Origin of the sequence: Rhodococcus sp. PD04, assembly GCF_035918275.1 — a bacterium.
Classification (GTDB): domain Bacteria; phylum Actinomycetota; class Actinomycetes; order Mycobacteriales; family Mycobacteriaceae; genus Rhodococcus; species Rhodococcus rhodochrous.
In genome coordinates, this window is record NZ_CP142143.1 from 3,419,586 (window position 1) to 3,445,623 (window position 26,038).

General features: G+C 67.4%; 21 protein-coding genes. 8 read left to right on the forward strand and 13 right to left on the reverse strand.

Features of this window, described 5'->3' with window-relative positions:
• Positions 1–64: 64 nt before the first annotated feature.
• From U9J23_RS15790 to U9J23_RS15805, 4 genes are all read left to right on the forward strand, one after another.
• The gene (locus U9J23_RS15790) at positions 65–1,270 is read left to right on the forward strand and encodes a molybdopterin molybdotransferase MoeA (RefSeq protein WP_106199284.1); all 1,206 of its coding nucleotides are present in this window, start codon (positions 65–67) and stop codon (positions 1,268–1,270) included.
• Positions 1,267–2,265 (forward strand): bifunctional molybdenum cofactor biosynthesis protein MoaC/MoaB, encoded by a 999-nt coding sequence (gene moaCB, locus U9J23_RS15795; RefSeq protein ID WP_059380722.1) that lies wholly within the window; start codon positions 1,267–1,269, stop codon positions 2,263–2,265. The genes U9J23_RS15790 and moaCB overlap by 4 nt, the downstream gene beginning before the upstream one ends.
• Complete coding sequence (locus tag U9J23_RS15800) at positions 2,258–2,671, forward strand: molybdenum cofactor biosynthesis protein MoaE (RefSeq protein ID WP_059380721.1); 414 nt, start codon at positions 2,258–2,260, stop codon at positions 2,669–2,671. The genes moaCB and U9J23_RS15800 overlap by 8 nt, the downstream gene beginning before the upstream one ends.
• A 225-nt stretch (positions 2,672–2,896) precedes the next feature.
• Complete coding sequence (locus tag U9J23_RS15805) at positions 2,897–4,294, forward strand: DEAD/DEAH box helicase (protein ID WP_085468487.1); 1,398 nt, start codon at positions 2,897–2,899, stop codon at positions 4,292–4,294.
• Between the two features lie 77 nt (positions 4,295–4,371).
• On the opposite strand, the gene U9J23_RS15810 is transcribed toward U9J23_RS15805, so the two are convergent.
• The 3 genes from U9J23_RS15810 to U9J23_RS15820 all read right to left on the reverse strand — a co-directional run bounded on the left by U9J23_RS15810 (position 4,372) and on the right by U9J23_RS15820 (position 7,184).
• Positions 4,372–5,394, reverse strand: a complete 1,023-nt coding sequence (locus U9J23_RS15810; RefSeq protein WP_106201495.1) for a CobW family GTP-binding protein — start codon at positions 5,392–5,394, stop codon at positions 4,372–4,374.
• Positions 5,395–5,466: 72 nt separating this feature from the next.
• Positions 5,467–6,102: an MBL fold metallo-hydrolase gene (locus tag U9J23_RS15815; RefSeq protein WP_059380719.1), complete on the reverse strand. Its 636-nt coding sequence runs from the start codon at positions 6,100–6,102 to the stop codon at positions 5,467–5,469.
• The gene (locus U9J23_RS15820; protein WP_059380718.1) at positions 6,099–7,184 is read right to left on the reverse strand and encodes an S-(hydroxymethyl)mycothiol dehydrogenase; all 1,086 of its coding nucleotides are present in this window, start codon (positions 7,182–7,184) and stop codon (positions 6,099–6,101) included. Before U9J23_RS15820 ends, U9J23_RS15815 begins: the two co-directional genes overlap by 4 nt.
• 321 nt (positions 7,185–7,505) lie before the next feature.
• Between U9J23_RS15820 and U9J23_RS15825 the strand changes: the two genes are divergently transcribed.
• A complete protein-coding gene (locus U9J23_RS15825; RefSeq protein ID WP_059380717.1) occupies positions 7,506–9,281 on the forward strand; it encodes a cutinase family protein in 1,776 nt (591 codons plus the stop codon).
• A gap of 39 nt (positions 9,282–9,320) precedes the next feature.
• On the opposite strand, the gene U9J23_RS15830 is transcribed toward U9J23_RS15825, so the two are convergent.
• Positions 9,321–10,598 (reverse strand): LuxR C-terminal-related transcriptional regulator, encoded by a 1,278-nt coding sequence (locus U9J23_RS15830; RefSeq protein WP_059380786.1) that lies wholly within the window; start codon positions 10,596–10,598, stop codon positions 9,321–9,323.
• A 166-nt stretch (positions 10,599–10,764) separates the two neighbouring features.
• Between U9J23_RS15830 and U9J23_RS15835 the strand changes: the two genes are divergently transcribed.
• Both U9J23_RS15835 and U9J23_RS15840 read left to right on the forward strand, forming a co-directional pair.
• Positions 10,765–12,342: an AMP-dependent synthetase/ligase gene (locus U9J23_RS15835; RefSeq protein ID WP_326598781.1), complete on the forward strand. Its 1,578-nt coding sequence runs from the start codon at positions 10,765–10,767 to the stop codon at positions 12,340–12,342.
• An 89-nt stretch (positions 12,343–12,431) separates the two neighbouring features.
• Positions 12,432–14,315: a siderophore-interacting protein gene (locus U9J23_RS15840; RefSeq protein ID WP_085468488.1), complete on the forward strand. Its 1,884-nt coding sequence runs from the start codon at positions 12,432–12,434 to the stop codon at positions 14,313–14,315.
• On the opposite strand, the gene U9J23_RS15845 is transcribed toward U9J23_RS15840, so the two are convergent.
• Positions 14,301–14,471, reverse strand: coding sequence for a hypothetical protein (locus U9J23_RS15845; protein WP_155418929.1), 171 nt, complete (start codon positions 14,469–14,471; stop codon positions 14,301–14,303). The genes U9J23_RS15840 and U9J23_RS15845 overlap by 15 nt on opposite strands.
• Before the next feature lie 7 nt (positions 14,472–14,478).
• Positions 14,479–15,042: a TetR/AcrR family transcriptional regulator gene (locus tag U9J23_RS15850; protein ID WP_085468550.1), complete on the reverse strand. Its 564-nt coding sequence runs from the start codon at positions 15,040–15,042 to the stop codon at positions 14,479–14,481.
• 80 nt (positions 15,043–15,122) lie between these two features.
• Between U9J23_RS15850 and U9J23_RS15855 the strand changes: the two genes are divergently transcribed.
• On the forward strand, positions 15,123–15,575 hold the full coding sequence (locus U9J23_RS15855; protein ID WP_059380714.1) for a DUF1772 domain-containing protein: 453 nt from the start codon (positions 15,123–15,125) through the stop codon (positions 15,573–15,575).
• 1,219 nt (positions 15,576–16,794) lie between these two features.
• Here U9J23_RS15855 and U9J23_RS15865 read toward each other — a convergent pair.
• From U9J23_RS15865 to U9J23_RS15895, 7 genes are all read right to left on the reverse strand, one after another.
• On the reverse strand, positions 16,795–18,171 hold the full coding sequence (locus U9J23_RS15865) for a carboxylesterase/lipase family protein (RefSeq protein ID WP_272267196.1): 1,377 nt from the start codon (positions 18,169–18,171) through the stop codon (positions 16,795–16,797).
• Between the two features lie 130 nt (positions 18,172–18,301).
• On the reverse strand, positions 18,302–18,733 hold the full coding sequence (locus U9J23_RS15870) for a MarR family winged helix-turn-helix transcriptional regulator (RefSeq protein ID WP_059380711.1): 432 nt from the start codon (positions 18,731–18,733) through the stop codon (positions 18,302–18,304).
• Between the two features lie 166 nt (positions 18,734–18,899).
• On the reverse strand, positions 18,900–19,901 hold the full coding sequence (locus U9J23_RS15875) for a DUF3068 domain-containing protein (protein WP_085468492.1): 1,002 nt from the start codon (positions 19,899–19,901) through the stop codon (positions 18,900–18,902).
• A gap of 491 nt (positions 19,902–20,392) precedes the next feature.
• Positions 20,393–21,994, reverse strand: a complete 1,602-nt coding sequence (gene mhpA / locus U9J23_RS15880; RefSeq protein WP_160877594.1) for a bifunctional 3-(3-hydroxy-phenyl)propionate/3-hydroxycinnamic acid hydroxylase — start codon at positions 21,992–21,994, stop codon at positions 20,393–20,395.
• A gap of 1 nt (position 21,995) precedes the next feature.
• Complete coding sequence (locus U9J23_RS15885; protein WP_059384782.1) at positions 21,996–22,964, reverse strand: fumarylacetoacetate hydrolase family protein; 969 nt, start codon at positions 22,962–22,964, stop codon at positions 21,996–21,998.
• A complete protein-coding gene (locus tag U9J23_RS15890; protein ID WP_326598790.1) occupies positions 22,961–24,097 on the reverse strand; it encodes a VOC family protein in 1,137 nt (378 codons plus the stop codon). Before U9J23_RS15890 ends, U9J23_RS15885 begins: the two co-directional genes overlap by 4 nt.
• Complete coding sequence (locus U9J23_RS15895; RefSeq protein WP_085468495.1) at positions 24,094–25,875, reverse strand: AMP-dependent synthetase/ligase; 1,782 nt, start codon at positions 25,873–25,875, stop codon at positions 24,094–24,096. Before U9J23_RS15895 ends, U9J23_RS15890 begins: the two co-directional genes overlap by 4 nt.
• Positions 25,876–26,038: the final 163 nt, after the last annotated feature.

Below are 26,038 nucleotides of genomic sequence, written 5' to 3' on the forward strand. Positions count from 1 at the left end.
GACGGGGCACACGCGGCGCGTCGTCGACGACGGGGCACGGCCTCCGTGTGCCTAGGATGGCGACATGACGAGCGGCAGGCGGTCCGTGGAGGAACACGAACAGCACGTGGCGGCGTTGCTCGACCCGTTGCGGAAGAAGGGCCCGTTGCGTGTGCCGCTCGCGCACGCGCTGCACCGCACCCTCGCGGAGGACATCGAGTCGCCGCTGGACCTGCCGCCCTTCCGCAACTCCCAGATGGACGGCTACGCGGTCCGCGCCGGCGATCTCGCGTCGACCCCCACGGACCTGCCCGTCCAGGGTGTCCTGGCCGCGGGCGACACCGCCGCGGCGCTCGAGCCGGGGCACGCACTGAAGATCATGACGGGCGCTCCCGTCCCGGACGGCGCCGACGCCGTCGTCCCGGTCGAGGACACCCACGCGACCGCCCCCGACCCGGACGGCGCCGGCACCGTGACCGTCGAGCGCAGCGTCACGCCCGGGACCTATGTGCGTGAGGCCGGAACCGACGTCCGTAAGGGCGATCTGCTGCTTCCCGCCGGCACGGTGCTCGCCGCCCGGCACATCGCCGCGCTCGCCGCCGTCGGGCTCACCTCGATCCCCGTCCACGCACGACCGCGGGTCGCGATCATCTCGACCGGCAGCGAACTCGTCACGGCCGGGAGCGAACTCGGACCGGGCCAGATCTTCAACTCGAACGGGCCGGCGCTGGCCGCCAGCGCGTCGGCCAACGGCGCCGACGTCGTGACCATCGACCACTGCCACGACGATCCGGAGGAGTTCGTGACGATGCTCGAACACGCCGTGGGCGTCGCCGACGTCGTGTTCACCTCGGGCGGAGTGTCGAAGGGCGATTTCGAGGTCGTGAAGGACACGCTCGCGCCGCGGGGCGGACAGTTCGTCTCGGTGGCGATGCAGCCGGGCGGACCTCAGGGCACCGCCGTGATCGACGACGTACCGATCCTGACCTTCCCCGGCAATCCCGTCAGCGCGCTCGTCTCGTTCGAGGTGTTCGCGCGCCCCGCACTGCGCGCCGCCGCCGGCTATCCGCCCGTCGTGTGCGAGAACCTGCCGCTCACCGAGGATCTCACGTCGATCCCGGGACGCCGGCAGTTCCTACGGGGACGACTCGACGAGAACGGGGTGACCCCCTTCCGCGGGCACGGTTCGCATCTCGTCGCCGGACTCGCCGCCGCCGACGTGCTCCTCGACATCCCCGCCGACACCACCTCCCTCGAAGCCGGAGACCTCGTGAAAGTACGGATCCTGTGACCGATCTCAGCCACCTGGACGATCAGGGACGCGCCCGCATGGTGGACGTCTCCTCGAAGACCGACACCACGCGGATCGCCGTGGCGGCAGGCGAACTCGTCACCACTCCCGAGGTGATCGCGCTCGTCCGCGCCGACGACATGCCCAAGGCCGACGTCCTGGCCACGGCCCGCATCGCCGGCATTGCGGCGGCGAAACGCACCTGGGAGCTCATCCCCCTGTGCCACCAGCTGGCACTGTCGTCGGTGAAGGTGATGTTCGATTTCACCGACACCTCGATCACGATCGAGGCCATGGCGAAGACCAAGGGCCCGACCGGAGTCGAGATGGAGGCCCTCACCGCGGTCGCCGTCGCCGGTCTGACCCTGCACGACATGGTCAAGGCCGTGGATCCGGCGGCCGTTCTCGACGGCGTGCGGCTGATCTCCAAGGAGGGCGGCAAGCGCGGCCACTGGACCCGCGACGAGGCACCCGGCCGGGGCGAGACCGCCGGCACCGACGAACAGCCCGTGGAGGAGTCCGGACGTTCCGCCACCGTGGTCGTCGCGTCGACCGGTGTCGCCGCAGGCACCCGCGAGGACCGCACCGGCCCGCTCATCGTGTCGTGGCTCGAGGACAAGGGATTCACGGTCCGCGGCCCCCTCGTCCACGCGGACGCCGACATCGCCGCCGGTCTCGCCGACGCGGTCCGTCTGGGCCCTGCCCTGGTCGTCACGACCGGCGGAACCGGGGCCTCGCCGACCGACGCGACGCCCGAAGCGACTCTCGCACTGCTCGACCGTGAGCTGCCCGGCATCGCCGAGTCGATCCGGCAGCGCGGACTCGACGCCACCCCGCACGCCGTGCTCTCGCGCGGCGTCGCCGGTCTCGTCGGCCGCACGGTCGTCGTGAACCTGCCCGGCTCGCCCGGCGGGGTGAAGGACGGTCTCGCCGCCCTCGACCCGATCCTCGACCATCTGTTGGCACAAGTCGCAGGAGGCGGCGCTCATGAGTGAACTACTGGCCCGGATCTCGACGGAGCCGCTCGACCCCGCAGCGGTGGACGCCGCGGTGGCGGGCGCCGAACACGGTGCGGTGGTGCTGTTCACCGGTGTCGTCCGTAATCACGACGGCGGGCAGTCGGTGACCGCGCTGCAGTACCAGGCCCATCCGGATGCCGAAGCGTTCCTGCGGCGGTGCTGCGAGGACGTCGCGGCGAAGTCCGGGCTTCCGGTCGCCGCCGTGCATCGAGTGGGCGATCTCACCATCGGCGATCTCGCGCTCGTCGCGGCGGTCGCCGCCCCGCACCGCGCGGAAGCCTTCGCCACCTGCGCCGAACTGGTGGAACGCATCAAGGCCGAGGTGCCGATCTGGAAGCGTCAGCACTTCACCGAGGGTGCCTCGGAATGGGTGGGTCTGTAACCGGAACGGGGGGTCGGACGTACCCCGTGCGGTAGGGTGACATGGTTCGGGCGTCACAACGACGCCCACCGTCGTGGGATACCGGCGGCCCGGGATCGTGCCCGGCCCGCACGCACAGATGCAATACGCACAGATGCACCGGCTTTCCTTGCGGCGATCGCACAGCACCACGGGCACACGGCCCGTCGAGTGCACACACGCCGCATCGAAAGGCAGCGCTGTTCCATGACCACATCATTTTCCGATCTCGGGGTGCCCCGCCCGCTCGTCGCCACACTGAGCGACGCCGGGATCACCAGCCCCTTCCCCATCCAGGTGGACACCCTCCCCGACACCCTCGCCGGTCGCGACGTGCTCGGACGCGGACGCACGGGTAGCGGTAAGACCCTGGCCTTCTCGATCCCGCTGGCCGCGCGCCTCGCCGGCCGCAGCACCCGGGCGGCAGGCCGCCCGCGTGGCCTGATCCTGGCTCCCACCCGCGAACTGGCGACCCAGATCGCCGCGGCCATCGAACCGCTCGCGCATTCGTCGGGTCTGAAGGTCACCACGATCTTCGGCGGCGTGTCGCAGAAGCGTCAGGTCGACGCCCTCCGTCGCGGTATCGACATCGTCATCGCCTGCCCGGGTCGCCTCGAGGACCTCATGCGCCAGAAGTTCGTCGTGCTCGACGACGTCGAGGTCACCGTGCTCGACGAGGCCGACCACATGGCCGATCTCGGCTTCCTGCCCGGCGTCACCCGCATCCTGACGGCGACGCCGAAAGACGGTCAGCGCCTGCTGTTCTCGGCCACCCTGGACAACGGCGTCGACAAGCTCGTCAAGCGGTTCCTGAAGAACCCGGTCATGCACTCGGTCGACGAGGCCACCTCTCCCGTCGCCGCGATGACCCACCACGTCTTCGACGTCGCGGGCATGGATGCGAAGAAGGACCTCGTCCGCACCCTCGCATCGGGCACCGGTCGCCGAATCCTGTTCATGCGCACCAAGCATCAGGCCCGCAAGCTCGCCAAGCAGCTCACCGACTCGGGCATCCCGGCGGTGGACCTGCACGGCAACCTCTCCCAGAACGCCCGCGACCGCAATCTCGCCGCGTTCTCGTCGGGTGAGGCCCGGGTGCTCGTGGCGACGGACGTCGCCGCACGTGGTGTCCACGTCGACGACGTCGAACTCGTCGTGCACGTCGATCCCCCGGCCGAGCACAAGGCGTACCTGCACCGTTCCGGTCGCACGGCCCGCGCCGGCAGCACCGGCGACGTCGTCACCGTCGTCCTGCCCGACCAGCGCAGGGATCTCGCGGCCATCATGCGCAAGGCCGCCATCGACGTCACCCCCATCAAGGTGACCGCGGATTCCGAGCACGTGCTGAAGCTCGTCGGCGAGATCGCGCCGTACGTCGCGCCGGCACCGAAGCAGGCTGCCGCGCCGTCGCGTCCGCAGCGCAACGGTGGTAGCCGCCGTTCGCCGGCTCCCCGCCAGGGCTCCGGTCAGCGTTCCTCGTCGAGCGGACAGCGCTCCTCGGGCGGACAGCGCGCCGCCGGCGGTCAGCGGTCGGCCGGTCAGGGCGCCGCAGCCGCAACCGGTGGTCGTCGTCGCCCCCAGCGCCGTACCTCCGCTGCACGCTGAGCCGGAGGGCCGGCCTTCCGCCTCAGCGGGCATAAATCGGCCTTCCGCCTCAGCGGGTCGTGAATCGGCCTTCCGCCTCAGCGGGGCGTGAACCGGTGTATCGCGTACATCGCGTCCGCGGACACCGGTTCGGTCGGAACACAACGGCGTAGGCGCTCGCGTACGTCGTCGGAGTCGAGATCGGCACCGATGACGACGAGCTGCGTCCCGTCGGGCACGTCGTCGCCGCGACCCGCCGGTTCGAACCGGATGTGGTCGCCGACGGTGTGCAACAGATAGGTGCCGGTATCCAGTCCGGCAGCGACTCGCACGTATCCCTTGATACGGAACACCCCTGCGGGCTGGTTCTCGAGGAAATCGACCAGCACGCGGGGGTGTAGTGCGTCTGAGGACTCGAAGGTGATCGCGTCGTAGCCGTCGTGCAGATGGGTGTGCTCGTGGTCGTCCTGCTCGTAGAGCAACCGGTCGAGGGTGAGCTGCTCCCCCGGCTGCGGATCCGGCCGCTCCGGGATGTCGAACAGCAACGCCGGGTCGATGCGGCCGTGATCGGTCGAGACGACGGCAGCGCGGGAATTGAGCCGGCACAGGCGGGTCAACAGATCGTCGTGGGCGTCGCCGTCGATCCGGTCGGTCTTGTTGATCAGCACCAGATCGGCGAGCGCGACGTGTTGTTCGAGTTCGGGATGCTGCGCCGCGGTCGCGTCGAACTCCACCGCGTCGACGACCAGCACGAGCCCACCGTAGGAGACGTATTCGTTCTCCGAGCCGGCGACGAGCCGGGTCATGTTGCGGGGCTCGGCGAGTCCGCTCGCCTCGACGACGATCACGTCGAGGTCGGACGAGCGGTGGGCGAGCTTGTCGAGCATTGCATCCATGTCGCTGACATCGACTGCGCAGCACAGACATCCGTTGCTCAGCGAGACCATCGAATCGACCTGTCCCGCAACCATCATCGAATCGATGTTGACGGAACCGAAGTCGTTGACGATCACGCCGATCCGCGCACCACGGGTGTTGCGCAGCAGGTGGTTGAGCAGCGTCGTCTTTCCCGCGCCGAGAAATCCGGCCACGACGATCACCGGGATCTGCTTCTTCGCCATGATGGTGAGACTAGCGGTGCGCTCGTGCGCGGTTCCGGCGGCGACCGCCACCGGAACCGCGCACCGGCGGCATCAGCTTCCGCGCTTGATCCACTCCTCGAGATGCGGCGACTCGGTACCGATCGTGGTGCCGTCGCCGTGACCGGTGTGCACCTTCGTCTCCGCGGGCAGGGCGAACAGCTTGTCGCGGATCGACCCGATGATGGTCGGGAAGTCCGAGAACGAGCGGCCCGTCGCGCCCGGTCCGCCGGAGAACAGGGTGTCGCCGGTGAACAGCTCACCCGCTTCCGGCAGGTACAGGCAGGTCGAGCCCGGCGAGTGACCCGGCGTGGCAATCGCCTGGATGTCGGTGCCGGCCACCCGGATCCGCTCGCCGTCCTCGAGCGTGCCGTGCGCGACACCCGGGTGGGTCATCTCCCACAGCACGTCGTCGGCGGGGTTGAGCAGGATCGGCGCGTCGAGCTTCTCGGACAGCTCGGGCGCCACGGTGATGTGGTCGTTGTGGGCGTGCGTGCACACGATCGCCACGACCTTCCGTCCACCGACGGCGTCGATGATCGGTTGCGCGGTGTGCGCGGCGTCGATCACGACCACCTCGGAGTCGTCGCCGACGAGCCAGATGTTGTTGTCGACCTCCCATTCGCCACCGTCGAGCGCGAAGGTGCCCGACGTGACGACCCGGTCGACGCGGATCGGCGAGGTGCTCACAGGACCACCACCGAACGGAGGACCTCACCGCGGTGCATCGTCTCGAACGCCTTCTCGACGTCGTCGATGCCGATGCGCTCGGTGACGAACTTCTCGAGCGGCAGGCGCCCCTGCTGGTACAGGTCGACGTAGGTCGGGAAGTCGCGCTCGGGCAGGCAGTCGCCGTACCACGAGCTCTTGAGCGAGCCGCCGTGCGAGAAGAAGTCGATGAGCGGCATCTCGAGGGTCATGTCCGGCGTGGGCACGCCGACGAGGACGACGGTGCCGGCGAGGTCGCGGGCGTAGAAGGCCTGCTTGTACGTCTCCGGGCGGCCCACGGCCTCGATGACGACGTCGGCGCCGAAACCGCCCGTCAGCTCCTTGATGGCCTCGACTGCATCGGTCGAGGTGGAGTTGACGGTGTGGGTGGCACCGAGGTCGGTGGCCCACTCGAGCTTCTTGTCGTCGCGGTCGACGGCGATGATCGTGCCGGCACCCGCCAGGCGCGCACCCATGATCGCGGCGTCGCCGACACCGCCGCAGCCGATGACGGCGACCGACTGGCCGCGGGTGACGCCGCCGGTGTTCACGGCGGCACCGAGACCGGCCATGACACCGCAGCCGAGCAGGCCGACGACGGCCGGATCGGCGCTCGGGTCGACTTTGGTGCACTGGCCGGCGTGGACGAGCGTCTTGTCGGCGAACGCGCCGATGCCCAGCGCCGGAGTGAGCTCGGTGCCGTCCTCGAGCGTCATCTTCTGCGTGGCGTTGAAGGTGTCGAAGCAGTACTGCGGCCGGCCGCGCTTGCAGGCGCGACACTGGCCGCACACCGCGCGCCAGTTCAGGACGACGAAGTCGCCCACGGCGACCGAGTCGACGCCCTCACCGACGGATTCGACGACCCCGGCGGCCTCGTGGCCGAGCAGGAAGGGGAACTCGTCGTTGATGCCACCCTCGCGATAGTGCAGGTCGGTGTGGCACACACCGCACGCGGCGATCGCGACGACGACCTCGCCGGGTCCGGGATCGGGGATCACGATGGGCACGACCTCGACGGGCGCTCCCTTCGAGCGAGCGACGACTCCGCGGACTGTTTGCGACATGGTGTCTCCGTTTCGTGATGCGACCGGCAGTGTCCGGTGTTTCCGACTTCCGGTGATTCCGACCCTAGCCACTCCCGCGGCGCTCTGCTCCTGATCGTTCGGCGGGCCCGACCCGGCCGAACGGCCAGTCGCGATCCGGTGAAGTCCAATTGTCCGATTAGCGCATTTCCCTTGGATTTTGCGGCTCGATACTTCTCCGTCGCCACCTCGGCAAACCCGTGTCGATGTAACGCTGCGAGCGACCTTCACGAAATCCGTTACGACCCGCCGCACTTCGGCGGGCCGGTAATTCCTCGGTCAGAAACGGATTGGTAGAGGCCCATGGCACTTCGAAAGTCGCTGTCGCGTCGGCGGATTCTCGCCGGCGTCTTCGCCCCCACCGCGCTCGGAGTCGTGGCAGCGGCCGCGATCGTGCTTCCACAACAGGACGCCCCCACCGTTGCCGACCCGTATCTTGCCGGCCTCGCGAAGACCACCGAATGTCACGACATGGTGAGCCTGGGCATCGGCGGTCGCGGCGACATCCCTCGCGACGAGTCGAAGATGCTCGTCGACGAGAAAGGCAACCGCCTTCCCGCCGCCCAGCAGGGTGCCTACCGCAGCCACTGGGTCGAGCCGGTCATCAGCGCACCGCTCGAGAACCACGAGGCGGGCAACGGCTACGCCGCCATCTACATCGAGTACCCGGCCGACCTCGCGAGCTACGAGAACGCCGTGAACCAGGGCGCCGAGAACACCATCGAGGTCATGAAGGCCATCCGGCGGTCCTGCCCGAACACCCAGTTCGCCATCGTGGGCTTCAGTGAGGGCGCCGACGTCGCGCGCCGCGCCGCGATGCAGATCGGTGCGCAGGAGCAGGGCGAGGACGGTTCCTGGGACATCATCGATCCTGATTCCGTCAGCGGCGTGGTCATCCTCTCCGACGCCGGCCGGGAAGCAGGAGAAGGCTTCTTCCCCGGCGCGGAGAACGGCGCCAACCCCGACGGTTTCGACCGCCCCTACCAGCCGGGCAGCGACCCCGTCCCCGGACGCGGCGTCCTCCCCGACACCAACGGCGGTTTCGGGCATCTCGCCGGCAAGGTCGCCTCGTTCTGCTCCGAGGGCGACTTCACGTGCTCGGCACCCGAGAACATCGCGCTGATCGAACTGCTCGCGAACGTGGGCCGTCAGGTCAACGGCGATGCGCTCGAGCGCGAGGGTCTCACCCCCGCAACCGGCGCCGATCTCGCCCAGGTCGTCGGCCGGGTCGCGTTGCTCGCTCTCGCCGACATCTCGGCGAACCCGGACTGGATGCGGTCGGACGAGACCTTCCTCGAGGTGCTGATCAAGGTCTCCGACCCGAGTTACGATCCCGCCACCGCCCGCCCCACCACGCCTGTGGCCGCCGATGCCGATGCCACCGGCGAGGACGGTGCCGAGGCGCCCATCCCCGCGGAGCGTCTGTCGAACCTCGCGTATCTGCCGGAGAAGATCGTCAAGGAGGTCGTCGGGTTCATCCGGAGCAACCAGAACACCCTCGCGGTGGTGCTCGCCGACCCGTACGACCAGACCTTCGGCTACGACCGTGAGAACGACGACCACTACGGTCACCACTTCGACTACTGGGACGACGACATCGACGGTAAGGGCACGTCCACCGTCGAGTACGCCGCCGCCTGGCTCGAGCACCTGGCCCGCGAGGCCAAGGAGGGCAAGAAGGTCGATCCGAAGAAGGTCGACCAGACCGCGGTCCTCATGATCGCCGAGGAGACGGCGAAGGCCGAGACCACCGAGGTCTCCACCACGCCGGAGACCTTGCCGTCCTCGACCGTGACCGACGACGCGACGGTCGCCGACAGCAGCGTGCCTGCCCCGGTCGACGGTGCCCCGGCACCCGCGGGCGACCCGGCCGCCCCGGTGGACCCGCTCGCGCCCGACGCCGGCGCACCGGTGGCCACCACCCCGGTGACCACCACGGCTCCGGTCCCCACCCCGTCGGAGACCACGACTCCGGCCACGGGCGAGACCACCACGGACGCCGGGTCGACGACCTCCTCCGGAACGCCCACGACGACGGTCGCCCCGACGACGACCACGTCGCAGGCACCCGCTGCCTGACCGTCCTCGACGGGTTACCCGACGACCGAGAACTCGGCGTCAGCCCGCGGCGCGGACCCCGGCCTCTGCACCGAGAGCCGCGGCCTCACCGCGAGTGCTGACGCCGAGTTTTCGTAGTACGCCGGCCACGTGGAACTTCACGGTCGATTCGCTCACGCCGAGGCGTTCGGCGATGACGCGGTTGCGTCGTCCGGCCACGAGATGTTCGAGGACCTCGATCTCCCGCGGCGCGAGAGCGGCGAGCGCATCGAGGGCGGGACCGTCCGTCGCGGCGATCGGCAGGTCGAGCGGGAAGCTCACCGCGATCCGCGTGCCCCAGCCGGGCGTCGACTCGGATTCGATTCCACCGCCGAGGGTTTCGACGCGGTCGCGGAGCTGGCGCCCGAGTTCGACGACGTCGATCTCGCCGTTGCCGTCGTCGCGCACGTCCACCAGCAGGGTCGAGTCGTCGCAGGTCCATGCGACGCGCACCCGCGTCACGTCGGCCTGACCGGACATCGCCAGCACCGCACCCCGGGCGATCGCGCGGGCCGCGTGCGCGACCTCGCCCGGCAGTCCGCGCCCACCCACCGGCGGAGCGACCATCTGCAGGTCGAGCGAACGGTGCCGCACCAGATCGCGCAGCTCGCCGTGCAGCCGGGCGAACGCGGTGGTCAGCGCCTCCTCCGCGAGTTCGCGGTGCAGGTCCACCGCCGATCGCAGGCCGATCAGGGCCTCGGTCGCCGTCTCCCGCGCCGTGGTGCGGGCACGGGTGTCGTCGAGATCCTTCGACCGCAGCGTGGCGAGGATGGTCTCGAGCGTCACGGCATGGGATTCGGTGAGCTCGGCGACGGTGCGGGCCCGCTCCGCCGAGGCGGCCCGCGACTCCGCGAGATAGGCCGGACTGGCGGTGTGCACCTGCAACCGGATGCCGGTGGCCACCACGCCGAACGCCGCCCGCACGAGGTCGAGGGCGGCGGACGTCGCCCGAGTCCCGCGGGGTACGAAGACCAGGAGTGTGTCGGTGCTGTCGAGGATCGCGCACACTTCACGATCGCGACCGGCGAGACGGAAGCCGTCGCGGCGGATCTCCCCCGCGGCGAGCTCGTTGCGCACCCGATCCAGCTCGGCGATGGTCACCCGGTCGACGATCGACGGGTCGCCGGCCACCTTCCGCGGCCGGCCGGTGCATTCCCTCGTGAAGATCACCATGGCGCTGTGGGGAGCGAGGTCGTCGACCCAGGTGGAGAACCGCTGCGCGATTTCCGCGAGCGGACCGGTCAGGACGTCGCGCAGCTCGGCGATCAGGACGTCGGGACGACGCGCAACGGGACTCACGTGCCCACGATATCGGCGTCCGCCGGCGCCCTCCGCCGGGAGCCGCTCCCTCGCCGACGCGAGCATCGCGTACTGCTCCACTTCGGCCCCTCGGACCGCGACCGGCGGTAACATTCCGACCACTGGGGCGACTTCGATTCCTCGTCCGTGGGAGGTGCTGCGAACCGTGGCGGACCCCCGCTCGACGACGGGCACCGCGACCGCGATCGACGGTCGCGACGGGTTCCCCGCGACCGTGCCGGGTCTGCTGCTCGACCGGGTGTCCCGCTCCCCCGACTCCGTCGCCTACCTGCGTCCCGACGGCGAGCGGTGGCGCCCCTCGACGTGGACGGACGTTCGACGGGAGGTCTTCGATCTCGCGGCGGGACTGATCGGCCGGGGTGTGGACGCCGGATCGCGGGTCGCGATCTGCGCGACGACCTGTTACCGGACCGTCGTCGCCGACCTCGCGATCGCGTGCGCGGGCGGCGCCACCGTCCCGATCTACCCCGCGACCCGTGACGACGAGGTGCGGGCGCAGATCCGACGTGCGCACGCCGTCCTCACCGTCACCGACCGGCCCGTCGCCGCCACCGACATCCTGGGCATCGACGGACTCGACGAACTCGCCGCCGAAGGGCGCCGTCTGCTGCGCACCGACCCCGGCCTCGTGGAGCGACGCATCGCGGCGCTGTCCCCTGACGACGAGGCCGCGCTGATCTACACGGCGTGCGAGGACGGCCGCACCAAGGGCGCGTGCCTGACCCACCGGGGCACGACCTACGGTGCCCGCGCCGTCGCGCAGACCGGCATGATCTCGTCGTCCGACCGTCAGTTGCTGTGGTTGCCGCTCGCGCACGTCTTCGGCCGGTCGTTGCTGCTCATGGCCGTGCACACGGGCGTGAGCACCGCTGTCGACGGGCGCGCCGACCGGGTCACCGCGAATCTGCGGACGGTCCGGCCGACCTTCCTGGGGTCGGTCCCGCATGTGCTCGAGAAGATTTCCCGGCTGGAACGGGACGAGCTCGGCGGCCGGCTCCGCTTCGTCATCTCCGGATCGGCGCGGCTGTCCGAGGCGGTCGCGCGGCGGTTCGAGCGGCTCGGTGTACCGGTGCTCGAGTGCTACGGGATCACGGAGACCTCGGGACCGTCGTGTGCGAACCTGCTCGGCGCGCACCGGCCCGGCACGGTCGGCCGGCCGTTGCGCGGAACGGAGGTCCGGATCGCCGACACCGGCGAACTCCTCATCCGGAGTCCCGGTGTGATGACCGGATACCACGACGATCCCGCGGAGACCGCCGCCGCGCTCGACGCCGAGGGTTGGTTCCACACGGGCGATCTCGCCGAGATCGACGCCGACGGATTCGTCGTCGTGACCGGTCACCGCAAGGACACCTTCAAGACCAGCACCGGAAAGTACGTCGGTCCCACCGCGCTCGCCGACCGCTGGCGCCGGGTGTGTCCGGGCAGTGAACTCGTCGTGGCCGGGGAGCTGCGCCCGTACTGCGTCGGCCTCGTGTTCACCACCGCGCCGGAGCCGGTCGTCGCGGCCGCGCTGGAGCAACTCAACGCCCGGTCGGATCCGTGGGAACGCATCCGTCGATTCGTCACGGTGAACACGCCACCGGACGCCGACGATCTCGACCAGGCAGGGCGCCCGATCCGTCATCGCGTGCTCGCCCGGTACGCCGATCTCGTCGACGAGATGTACGCGAACGGTCGCCGCGCGGGCAAGGACGGGTCGCGGCAGTCGAATGCCGTCTGAAGTAAGGTTCGCCTAAGCGCAGGTCACCGCGCGGCCGGACATGCCGGTCGTTCCGCCGTCCACGATCCCCTGCCGAGGAGAACGCACCCATGGTCCGTAGTCTTCGCCCCATCGAGGTCTTCCCGATCACCACGCGGTACCTGAAGGTGCTCCGCGTGACGGACGTGAGCCCCGGGATGCGGCGGGTGACCCTCGGGGGCGAACAGTTGCAGGCGCACGTCGCGCCGAACGGATTCCCGGTGGAGGCGTTCCGGTCCGACGGTGTGGACGACGAGTTCAAGTTGATGTTCAAGCACCCCGACCTCGACGAGGCCCTCGGCCCCACCCAGGCGGACGGCGTGGTGAACTGGCCGCGCGATCCGAAACTGCTCATGCGCACCTACACCGTCCGACGCTGGGATCCGGTCGCCGGCGAGATCGACGTGGACTTCGTGCGCCACGGCGTGGGTCCCGCGTCGAGCTGGTCGTACCGCGCGGAACCCGGTGAGACGATCCAGATCGCCGGACCGAAATCGTCGGCCGGGCACCCCCAGGGCGTGGACTGGACACTCGTGGCGGGCGACGAGACGGCGCTGCCGGCCATCGGGCGCTGGCTCGAGAACTGGCCGGAGGGTGCACGCGGCCGGATCTTCGTCGAGATCGCCGACGATTCGCATCGGCAGGATCTTCCCGTTCCCGACGGAGTGGAGCTGACCTGGCTGAGCCGCGACGGCGCCGAACCGGGCACGACGACCCTGTTGTTCGATGCCATCCGGAGCGCCGAGTGGTGGGGCGGCACGGTCTTCGCGTGGGTGGCCGGTGAAGCCCTCACGCTCACCCCCATCCGGCGGTGGCTGCGGAACGAGAAGGGTCTGCCCAAGGAACAGGTGGAGGTCACCGGTTACTGGCGTCGTCAGGAGGTCTCGGTCTCGGAAACCGACGCCTCCCTGCCCGATTTCGAGGCGACCGAGGACGAACGCGACCGCTTCGACGAACTGGCCGAGATCGCCCCGGGTTTCGCGCTGCGGGTCGCGGCGACCATCGGACTGGCGACGGCCTTCGACGCGTCACCGCGCACCCTCGACGAACTCGTGGCCAAGACGGGGACAAATCGCACCGGCCTCGGCAAACTTCTCCGCTATCTCGTCGCCGTGGGTGTGGCCGAGGATCTCGGCGAGGGCCGATTCGGGCTTACCGGCGTCGGGCGTGAACTCGAGGACGACCACCACATCGAGGAACTGCGACTCGACGGCGTGCATGCGCAACGGGAACTGGCGGGCATGCTCGCACTGCTCACGGCCGTCCGCACCGGTCGCGGGGACGACGCACAGCGGTTCGGGAAGAGCTTCGCGCAGCGCGTCGCAGACGACACTGCTCTTCTGACGGATCGGTACGAGCAGGAAGCCGAGACGGCCGTCTACTTCGCCCGTGCTCTCGCAGCGAAGGTGCCCTCCGATGTCTCGACGATCGTGGTCTCCGGTGAGGCGGCCGGTTCCTATGCCCACGCGTTCGTCACGGCGAATCCGTCGGCACGGGCGACCGTGGTGGCCGCGCCGTCGGAGATCGAGGTGCTGCGTCGCGTCCACGGCGAGCACGAGCGGGTCGGCTACGCGCCGGGCAGCATGCTCGAAGTCCGGCCCGAACCGGTCGACGCGGTGCTGCTGAGCGGGCGGTTGAACGAACTGCCCGAGGCCGACGTCGTGCACGTGCTGCAGCAGGCGGCCGCCGGACTGAATCCGGGCGGCCGGATCCTCGTCTTCGGCAATGTGCTCGACGACGTCGCCCGTGAGCACGACTACGAGGACGATCTCATCGACTTCGCGCTCACCGGTGGCGGTGGCCGTACGCACGAGGACCACCTGGCACTGTTCGAGGCGGCCGGCCTCGCGGAACCCGAGCGCACGACGGTGGGATGGGGCATGACGCTGTACACGTCCGTCGGTCGGCCCGCTCGGCGCGCGGAGGAACGGGGGTCGGGTTCAGTGTACGAGTAGGGGCACGACGGCGCGGGCGAACTCGGCCGGCTCGGCACTGGCGCCCACGTGGTTGCCGGGCACATCGATCAGAGGGAGTCCGAGCCGGTCGGCAAGTGCTTCGGTCACCGCGCCGGCCGCGCATGACGCCGCGAACCACGCAGGAGCCTCCTGCATTCGACGCTCACCGGTTCGCGTACCGCGCACTCAGTTCGGCCACGCGATCCGCACGACTCTCGGGTCTCATCCGACCGGCACGTTCCAACAGGTGCATTCCGTGAAGTGCCGCCCAGAACGTCTCCGTCGCGCACCCTCTCGCGTCGTCACCGATGGTCTCGGCGAGAACGTCGAATCCCGCTCGCATGTCCGCCGGGGTGTGGGCGACGGCGAACTCCGCGTCGATGGCCTGCTGGAACATCGCCTCGTAGACGGCGGGATGGGAGCGGGCGAAGTCGAGGTAGGCGTCGGCCACCGACTCGACCCTGCCTCGTGCTTCGGCATCGTCGAGCGCCGCGCGACACCGCCGTGTCAACTCGACGAAGCCCTCCATGGCGACGGTCAGCACGATCTCCGCCTTGCCTCCCGGGAAATGCCCGTAGAGCACCGGTTGCGAATACCCGATGGCTTCGGCGAGATGCCTGGTGGTGACGGCGGCCCATCCCTCGTCGTCCGCGCGGTGGCGAGCCGCGTCGACGATCGCGCGACGCCGCTCCTCGTACCGCCTTTCACGGGGGGACTGTTCGTTCATCGAAACCTCCATTGCGCCGAACCACGATCAGGCCTAGTCTAGCAGTACTAGAAATTCTAGTGCCGATAGAAGGAGTCGCCATGTCCCCCTCGCTCTCGGTGATCACCACCGTCGTCGTCGGATTGATGGTCGGTGTCGAGTTCTCGGTCGCATTCGTCATCAACCCGATCACACTGGCGCTGCCCGCACCGGCCTCGATGGCCGCCAGATCACACGGCGCACGGATGATGGGCCGCGCGATGCCCTTCTGGTACTTCGGCTCATTGATCCTCACCGGCGTACTCGCCGTGACCACGTGGGGCACGACGGCATCGGTCGCAGCGCTCGCGGCGGCGGCCCTGCTGGCGGTGAGCGTCATCATGTCGATCGCACTGCTCGTTCCGATCAACAACCGGTCGGCGAGCTGGACGGACGAGACCTACCCGGAGGACTGGCGCGAACAGACGCAGCGCTGGGACAACCTCCACTACATCAGGGTCGCGATCATCGTCGGAGCGTTCGCCCTGGTCGCGGTCGCCGCGACGTCCCTGTGACCGAGAGAGCACCCGCAGCAGAGCTCGGCCCGCACATCGCACGGAACGCAAACGACGACACCCGTTCCGAATCATCGGAACGGGTGTCGTCGTGGAGTGGACCTTGGGGGACCTTACTACAACCCTGAAACCGCAGGGAGAAGCCCTGAAACGCCGGCAGAAGCCCTGGAGTTTCTGATCCAGAAGCTACCCGACCCGACAAGTCCGGCCCCGCCACCCGTGGAGCACCCCAAACCCCGGCGGGTACGGCAACTCGACGCCGAGGAAGTCGCAGAGCTGATCACCGGATACAAGGCCGGAGCGACCGTGTACGAACTGGCCAACCGATTTGGTATCGAACGACGCACAGTCAGCGGCATCCTCCACCGACACGATGTACCGATGCGCCGCCGGGGCCTGTCCCCCGACCAGGTCGACACTGCCATCCATCTCTATAGGCTCGGCTGGCCACTCGCAAAGGTCGGCAACCATCTCGACGTCAACCACACAACCGTTCTGGCCGCACTGCGTCGACGCGGAGTACCCACGAGGGATTCTCAGGGACGGGCGCGTCGGTGATCGACACCGAACCGGGTCGCGGCCGACTCGACCTTGCCTCGACAGCTTTCGGTCGAGCTCGTCGGCTGTCGAGTAGACCACGCGCGGGCGCGCAGGATCAGGCAGGTGGTGGTGGCGTGGGAGACTCGGTTGCATGAGCGCCGACGTCGGCCCGCATCGGCAACCCCGCCGCAACGATCCGCTCGAGGTGGGCGATGCCTTGCACATGAGAAAAGCCCATGTCCGGTCCAATCCCCGTGTTGTGACAGCCTTTTTCGTCCGGCATAGCTTCGGTGTAGGCGAGCCGGGCAGAAGCCGTCGACCGCGGAGTGCAGGTAGAGACATCCAGCCATTGCTCCGAGCCGTTTGGCTGCGTCGGCGGTTCCAGATGGCGCGGAACCGCGACCGTGGGCCCGCCGGCCGCCGCCATCGACGATTATCCGGGCCGGGGCATCGGCGGTGGTGGCGAGATAGTGCCGTTGGTGGTGAACCATGATCAGGTCATTCTGCCCTAACCGATCCGGCTGATCCCCGACCACAGGTCGCAATGATGCTCGGCGGCGAAGGAATCGGCGGTGCTGATCCCAGAGCTGCTCATTTCGAGAGTGGAGCCGGGGGTGGTCGGCCAGTCGGCGAAGTCCGCTGTCACCGGATCGCCGGTGTGGGCGAAACGTGCCCAGCTCTACTGGATGCGGCGGGAGAGCTGGTCGCCTGCCGGGGGAAGCGGGATCGGGATGCCGAGCAGCTCGGTGAACACGTAAGGAAGTTCGGCCGCGTGAAAGGCGCCGGGAAGCACCGGGTTCTGACCGAGCGGCGCTTCGTTGAAGCGGTATTGCCAGACCTCGGCCCCACCGGCACGCGCGGCCTCGGTAGTGAACAGTGCTGGGCACGCGAAGAATCCGTCGGTGAGCACCTTCTCCTTCGCCTTGACCGCGGAGGAGAAATCGACTGGCGGGTATTGGCGCAAAACCTGGCCCGCGTTGTCGCCGAACAGTTCCTGGGCCCAAGCCAGGTAATCGGATTCATCGGGGATCATGCCTTTCAGGTAGTCGAGCAGGGCGATGAAAGTGGCGCCTTCGTCGGCGTTGCTGCCTACCAGGAGCGGCATGTCGCGGGCGGCTCCGGCGGCGAGCGCCTGTTCTGGAGCGGAGGTCAACACGACGCCGTCCTGTACGGGGCTCCAGGCGACCGCCATCGAATGCAGTTCGGCGCTGGGCGAATCCAGCAGCTTCCCGACCGGAAGAGCGCGCAGGCAGTTCAGTCGCGTGTGCGGATCGCGGCAACCGAGGCTCGCCGCGTAGTCGGCCGACCGCTGGAAGGCGAGTTCGGAGTCCGGAGGTGACAGCGGGCTGCGCGCGCATGAGCCGCTCTGGATGATCGCCCGGTGGAAAAGGCCCCGTGCCAGCGGCGAAGCGAGCTGCGTGCACACACTCATTCCGCCGGCCGATTCGCCGAAGAGGGTGACATTGCCGGGGTCGCCACCGAACGCGGCCGCATTCTCCTGGATCCAGCGCAGCGCGGCCTGTTGATCGAGTGTGCCGTAGGTCCCGGTGATGCCGCCGGTGCTGTCGGCCAGTTCGGGTAGCGCAAGGAAACCGAACGGGCCGACCCGGTAATTGGGGATAGCCACGATGACCTTGTCCTCACGCACCAGCCGGTCGGGGGAGTCGTACTGGGCGTTGGAGCCGAGTACGAAGGCGCCACCGTAAATCCACACCATCACCGGAAGAACCGCGCCCGCAGAGTTCTCCGGCACATAGATATCGATACTCAGGCAGTCCTCGCTCGATTCTTGCACCGCCAGCCCGAACGGCGCCGGAGACGCCTGCGGGCACTGCGGCCCATGCGCGTGGGTCGCAGGTACACCCGTCCACGGAGCGACCGGTTGTGGTGGTGCGAAACGGTTTTCACCCGAGGTGGGTGCGGCAAACGGAACACCGAGGTATTCGACAATCCCATTGGCGTGCCGACCGCTGATGGGTCCGCCCGTGACAGTGACTACCGTGTCGTCGGGTGCCGCCGCGGCGGGCGGAACCACCACTGCCGCACTGGCACTCATGAGGACTGCGGCTGCCACCAGCAGTCGACGGAAGGATCTCGGGTTCCGCAACGCAACGCTCCCGCAGTAAAATACTTTTGGAACAAAACCACTGTAGGTGACCGGCCTCACAGAGGGAAGAGTGCGCGACTTATTCGTCCAGCACGGACAGCAATCGCCGCAAGGCCGGAACCGCGGATTCCAGGACTTGCTGATCCTCTGGTGACAGTTTCGCCAGCGAGTCCCGTAGCATCGACGCACTGGCCCGGTCGTACCTGGCCAGCAGTTCCTTGGCCCGCGCCGTCGCGACAAGCACCACCCCGCGCCCGTCCTCGGACGACGGCACCCGATCCACCAGATCCGCCATCGTCCGCACCAGATTGCTCACCGTCGACTGCGCCACCTTGAGCTCGAACGCCGCCCGCCCCGGCGCCAGACCATCCTGCGACACCAGCAATCTCAGCAGTTCGATCTGCGCCTCCGGCAAATCGGGCAATCCCTCCAGCACCCGCGTCCGTCGCAGCACCGCTCGCCGCAACGGTCCGAGCAACGCACTCAACTGAGCTTCGACCCCACCTGCCATCCCACCATTCTCCCGGCCTCGCACGAAAGGCTGTGCGTGGTGTCCCGCGGGAAGCCCAGCTCCCACATCCGAGCGCACCGCCCTGCCGTCAGGCTCGCGTGTCAACCGAGCCACCGGAAACCGCGTCACCACCTCGCCGATAACGAGCTGGATGCTGGATCACTTGTTACGTTGTTCCACCGACAGTTCCGGCCGACATGGAGCGGCGGTACCGAGCGGAGCGCAGTCGCCTGATGCCGATGATCAACGCGGCAACGGACCCGAGAGCAGCGATACTCGGGCCGATAACGCGCAGCGCTGTGATCTGTTTGCGAGCGGCGGCCACCTGGGTGGCCATCTGGTCGATCGTCTGATCGTCGAATTTCAGGTCGCCATCGAAAACGGTTATCCGGTCGGGGGCATCGGCGGTGGTGGCGAGGTAGCGCAGCTGGTGCTCGTTGATGATCACGACGGCGCCGGTGGTCGGCTCGACCCAGTAGTCACGCGTTGCCGAATAGTACAACGAGACTCCGACCAGTTCATCGCCGCCCTTACCGCCCAGGAGCCTGGCAGGGAGATCCACCCGCCCACGCATCGGGAGCAATCCGCTGAGATCGACAACTGGGATGTCAGCACGGAAGTGCAACAGGCGTAGACCGTTTCGGACAGTGGAGTCATCGACGTAGGCCATGGTGGTCTCACGCTGCGAGATCGCGTCGAAGTATGGATGATCACGCTTCGCCGTGCCGAAGGGAAACTTGTATTGCAGGCCGTGGCGGACAGTTTCGAGCGGCTTCTGATCGAGTTCGAACATGGTCATGGCTGGTCGACGCTGAGGCATGCCAGTGGTTCTGCTGACGGTCACCTGATCGACCGACGCGTCGAGCAGTCTCGATGTGTCGGTGCGATCGCGCCGGGTAACTTCGAAGGAGGCGCATAGTGTGACCACGTTCGAGTCCGTCGGAACGACGCTGTTGACCAGGGTGGTCAGCTGTACGGGAACCTCATGGTCGATGTGCACCGTTCCCTCCAGCAGTTGCCTGAAGTCCAGCACGTCTCCCGTCCCGGTCGCGCGGGTGACCTGATGGATCCGGTCCGGGAATTTCACCAGACTCTTCGCCACATAGGTGGGCAGGACGATCGCGACAAGGGCGAGACGCCGGCGGGCGCCGGGAATGGACAGCGGTATCGGGCATGGTCGATCCCTTCGAGTTCCGCTCCCACCGGATCGGTTGCCGCTCGGGGGTCTATCGGCCGACTGCGGCGAGCGAACTCGTACAGCTGTCCGATCGGTCGGGGGAGGGCGGTCGGTTCAGTGATGGACTCCCATCGCCGTACCACCGAGACATTGATGATGATATCGTCACATGCGACGCAAGTCTCAGTCAAGTAGATATGACGAATTCGTCACTATATGGTGCGCACACCCATGTGCCATGGATTTCACGGCCAACCTCAGGCGATCGATGAGACGTGGATCTTCCGGCATCAGCAGCGCCGGAGCCGGATCTGCACCGCCCGTCGCCGCGCGGCCGGCAGCCTCGACGACCGGATACGATGCGAGGTTCGTGTGTGGACGGGTCGATCCGAGCTGGAGAGCGGGCGTGACGTAGGTGCGGATCGGGTTGCGCCGACCTCGAACACCTCCCGGCCGACCGGCCGGGAGGTGAGGGGAAACCGTTACCGGATTCCCCCTGCTTCGGCCGCATCGTGGGCACCGTCCGACCAACTACAGCGGTCGCGATAGACCACTTTGCAACAGGTGTCCGATACCGGCAGGCGGACAACCGCGTCGCACAGACGTGACAGGTCACGGCCGGCGCACTGAACGGTGCCGTCGGGGCGGATCAGCGCAGCGCGGGCGCGCCCCTGGCGCAGCCAACGATGGAGTTCCTCCCCTGCGTTGGTGATGATCAGGACCGCAGCGCGGTCCTCCACCATCGCGCGCTGGGCCGCGGTCGGTGTCCGCGAGGTGATGAGGGCGAACCGGCCCGTGATGAGGTCGTCAAGTCGCCGGCCGTCCGGTAGTGGTGGATTCGGAACGAGTCGTCCAGCGAGGCTGGTGAAGCGCGCAGTCTTGGTCACCAGGCTGCTGTGGTGGAGCGCGGGGGTCTCGCCATTTATGAAACGCCGGTCGAACCCGGGCATGCGGTGCACATACGGTGCGAAGACCCGGCGAGCTCGGCTACCGATCTCACCACCGGCGGTCATCGATGCGCCGAGCAGCATCGCGATCCGAATCATCGCCTGCGCGTGCGGCTTTCGTTCGATTTCGTAGCTGTCGAGGGCGTCGTCGCCGAGCTCGCCACTGAGTACCGCGGCCAGCTTCCAGCTCAAGTTCGCGGCATCTCGGAGTCCGGCGCCCATGCCCTGGCCGATGAAGGGTGGTGTCAGGTGCGCCGCGTCGCCCAGCAGAAAGGTGCGCCGGGAGCGCCACTGCTGGGCGACCCGTGCACAAAAGGTGTACTCGGCCACCCGAAGCAGCTCGAAATCGGCGAGCGCGACCGACTCGGTCCAGGGCCGGATCAACGGCAGCAGATCCTCCATCTTCTGATAGTCGGAGGCGGATTCGTTCGGCAGCAGCTGAAATTCCCAGCGATATCGCTGTTCCCCGATACGCATGAAGGTGGCGGCCCGGTTCGGGTCGCTGACCTGGTGTATACCGTCCCACTGTGCCAGTTCGGCGCTGGTGGCCACATCCACGACCAGCCAGCGTTGCCGGAAACCGAAGTCTCGCATGCCGACGCCCATCGATGTGCGCACGATACTGTTCGCACCGTCGCAGCCGAGCAGGTACCGGCCGCGGATCGAATTCCGAGCACCGGTCCGGCGGTCGATGTAATCGACACGGACACAATCAATTTCATCGACAGATCCGATGACCTCCACCTCGCCACGGATAGTGACCTCGGAGCGGTGACCGGCATTTTCGCGCAGTATCGCTTCCAGCTCCGGTTGATCGAACAGATTGGCCTCGGGATGCCCGTTGCGGCCCGGGTTGGGGTCACGATCGAACTGCGCCAGTACATGACGCCCGGCTCCGTCGATCAAGCGCAGCCCGAGCGCGGGCCGGGAGATGGCATCGAATGCGGTGCCCACCCGCAACCGGGTCAGTATCCGGCGGACCTCACCGTCGAGATGCACCGCGCGGGGTTGCGGATAGACGCCGTTCCAGCGCTCCAAGACAACCGTTTCGATACCGTACTGCGCGAGCAGGGTCGCGGCCGTCAACCCGCTGGGCCCCGCGCCGACGACCACGACCGGAACTGCGGCAGTGCTCATCTCAGCGCGCGCCTCGCACGGTGGTGCGCTGGGTACCGAGGTCGATGGCTCCGTCGTCGGTGCCGATAAATACTTCGATGAGGTCCCCGGGTTGGAGGTACTTCGGATTCTTGGCCTGGCGGTCGAAGAATATCTTCCATTTCAGCTTCGGCGGCAGCAGCGACCCGATCATCTCCACGGGCTTGGGTGGTGCACTGAGCGCAGTGCCGATCGGCGTCCCGGTCAGCAACAGATCCCCGGCATCCATACGCTGGAACCGAGTCAGGCTTCGCAGAGTCTCGACCGGCTTGTAAATCATGTCGGTCACCGTCATATCCTGGCGGATATCGCCGTTGACCCACAGTCGCAGCCTCAGTTCGTCGAATCGCTTCAACTCGTCGGCGTCCATGAGCACCAGCGCCGGACCGACCGGAGTGAAAGTCGGATATGACTTTCCCTCGTAGAACTGGGTTTTGGGGAGTTGCACATCGCGTGCGGAGATGTCGTTCGTGACAACCAGGCCGGCGATGTAGTCGGCCAGATTCGCTGCGTCGATGTGCGATCCGACCGGCATCGCCCGGCCGAAGACGAGCCCGATCTCGACCTCGTAGTCGAGCAATCGCACATGCTCGGGGCGAATCACATCGTCATAAGGCCCACTCACCGAACCGGATGTCTTGCGGAAGAACGTGAGCGGAACCGACTCCGGATCGCCTCCCGAATCCTTGACATGCGACGCGAAATTCGTCATCTGCGCCACAACCCGGCACGGAGCGGTCACCGGCGACACCAGCGCGAGTTCACTGACCGGAACCAATTGCGGCGCGAGTTCGCTGATGGGAACAACTTCGCTGTTGCGGCACGCGGCGTTGATCGCGGGCCGGACAGCGAGAAGTTCGGCGGTGGTTGTCGCATCCGTATCGATCCGGGCCGCTCCTGCGGGTGTTTGCACCCACCAGGCATCGGCGGTGCGAAGAACAGTCACAGTCATGTACGGGCTACTTTCATCAGGCCGAATAACCGGCGAAGGTCGAATTCGTTGTCGTTCCCACCGACTGCGCGAAATATCGAAAGCAGCTCACGCAGCGATTCCGGGCCGGGCGATATCCCCAGGAAATCTCGCGTCGCCGGTGGACCCCATTGAGACAGGCCGGAGGCCGTCATGGGAGCCCAACCTGGCTCGAGGGTGTTGTCGAACATGTCACCGTCGCTGAAATGCTCGACCAGGAAGCCGTCGGGATCGCGCCAGTAATCGAAGATCTGGCTCCCTTGAATATGCCGCCCGATACCCCATGACCGGCGATATCCGTGATCCTGGAGATATTCACCGCCCGCAGCGAGTGTGTCCAGGTCGGCCACCTGAAAAGCCGAGTGGACGTATCGATTCGAGGGACCGAGGGTCAGCGCGAGCGTATGGTGATCGACCGGGATCGACCCCTGATCGCATCGGATGAAACTCATGACCGGGCCACGATCCCGCTGCCCCGGGAAAAACAGGAAATCGCTGACGATCAAGCCAAGGTTCTGCAGGTACCAATCGAGCGTCTGCCGATACCGTGTCGTCTGGACGACTACGTGCCCCAGACGCTGAATACGCGCCGGCGCTCGCGGGGAACGCTGCGTGCTGTTGATCCGAGTCAGGCGTTCCCCGAAGTTGAGGCTCAACGGAGGGGGTGCCGGTAACGCATCGAGTTCACGGGTGTCGCAGACAACTCTGACGCGAAGCCCGCTCGGGTCGACGAGCGTAACCGCCATCCCACCGATCGATTCGGGTAGCGCCACAACTCGCGACCCCACTGCGTCGCCGAGTCGCTTCAGATCCGACCTTTCGGCGGCGCGAAATGCCGGACCGAGGAATCGGGAGCGGGGAGCGCGGCGTACCCGAATGCATGGTGAACCAGGTTCGGTTCCACGGAGCTGCAACTCGGCCTCGGTCCGGGACGCGGTCGCGAACCCGAACGCATGGGCGAACGCCTCGGCCCGGCGAAGGTCGGGTTTTTCGAACTCCAGCCAGGCCAGATCCACGACCTTCACCACCGGGTTCACTGCCCGTCCCAGGTGTTCACCCGGCCGGGCGCCCTCAGCGCTGTGCAGACCCGCATGAGCGTCATGACGACCGTTCATCGGAGTGCGCCCGCCTGGTCGCTGTAGATACCCTCGATCGTCTCGGCGTAATTGCGGAGCACAACGGCGCGTTTCACCTTGAGGCTCGGGGTGAGTTCGCCGGATTCCACGGTCAGATCGCGTGGCAGTATCCGGTACTGTTTGATCGTTTCCCAGCGGTTGAGCCTGCAGTTGACCTCGGTGATTGCCTGCTCGACTGCTGTCGACACTGCATCGTCCGGCAGGTCACCGCGCACTTCGGGGTCGATGGTCAGCAGAATGCTCACGAAGTTTCGTCCGTCGGCGACCACAACTGCCTGCGACACCAGTGGGCAGGTGGCCACTACCGCCGATTCGATCAGGGCCGGTGCGATGAACTTTCCACCGCTGGTCTTGACCAGATCCTTTTTACGATCGGTGATCTTCAGGAACCCGTCGGCATCGACCTCACCGATATCACCGGTGGCGAACCACCCGTCGGCGTCGATGACCTCGGCAGTTTGCTCTGGTAGACCGTGGTAGCCGCGCATGATCCCGGGCCCCCGCAGCATGATCTCTCCGTCATCGGCGATGCGGACCTCGGTTCCCGGGAAGGGCTGTCCGACGGTGCCGATACGAATATCGCCCGGCCGGTTCACGAATGCGGCGCCCGTGGTCTCGGTGAGGCCGTATCCCTCGTTGATCGCCAGGCCGATGGCCGCGAACCACTCGGCGATCTGCGGCGACAATGCTGCACTACCGGAGACGAGGTACTCGATCCGTCCGCCGAAACCTCGCCGGATCCGCGCGAAAACGAGCCGGTCAGCAACGAAGAGTTGCATCCGTTGCAGCACCGTGGCCCGACCGGCCGAGCGTCGGCGAACAGCGTCGACCCCGACCGCGATAGCCCAGTCGAAAAGGGCTTTCCGCATGCCCCCCTGGGCAGTGACCATGCTGACGACCCGGGCGTGAATCTTCTCGAAAACGCGCGGTGCAGCGGCCATGAAGGTCGGCCGGATGATCGGCAGGTTGTCGACGATCCGGTCTATCCGGCCGTCCACCGCCGTAACGAACCCCGTTTCGTACTGGGCGGCGAGCAGCAACTTGCCGAAGACATGGGACAACGGCAGCCACAGAAACTGCACGTGGTCGGGCCGGACAACGTCCTCACTCGCCACCGCCGCGCCCAAGTAGAGCCAGTTGGCATGGGTCAGCTCCACCCCTTTGGGTCGTCCCGTGGTGCCCGAGGTGTAGATGATCGTCGCGAGTTGATCGCGACCGACCGCCCGCACGGACTTGACAACAGCATCCGCGTCTTCTCGAAGATGCCTGCGGCCGAGCAGCGCCAGTTGCGCAAGCGTGAGGACCGAATCATCGGCAGCGTCGGCGTCGCCGTCGAACAGCACAACATGGCGCACCGCGGTTTCGGAGGCTCGAATCTTTGCCAGCTGATCACGATCCTCGGCGAAGACGACGACAGCGCCGGCGTCCGCCAGGATGTAGCCGACACCTTCGGCGTTCGTACTCGGGTACACAGTGGTGGTCGCCGCGCCGGCCAGCGCAATGGCGAGATCGGCAAGGATCCATTCCAGACGGGTCGAGCCGGCAATGGCAACCCGGTCTTCCGCGAGCACACCCAAGGCAAGCAAACCTGCGGCGAGGTCCGTGGCACGCCGAGCAGTCTCCGACCACGTCAAGGTCAGCCAGCCCGTATCCGTCTCATTGGGCGCACGGAACGCCGGTGCATGCGGCGCCCTCCCGGCCTGAGCGAGGAAACACGCGCCGACCGAGTCAAATTTGTCAACGGCGAGAGTGGTCATGTCACAGCTTTCGTGTGGTGTTGCGAAAGACGGAAGGGACGCCGGACCCCATGCGAGATCGCAGCGCGTGCCGTGATGGTCGGCCATCGTCACCAACCTTCACTGATGACGATATCGTCACCTACGAACAGCACGTCAGTCAAGACAATTGACAGAATCGTCA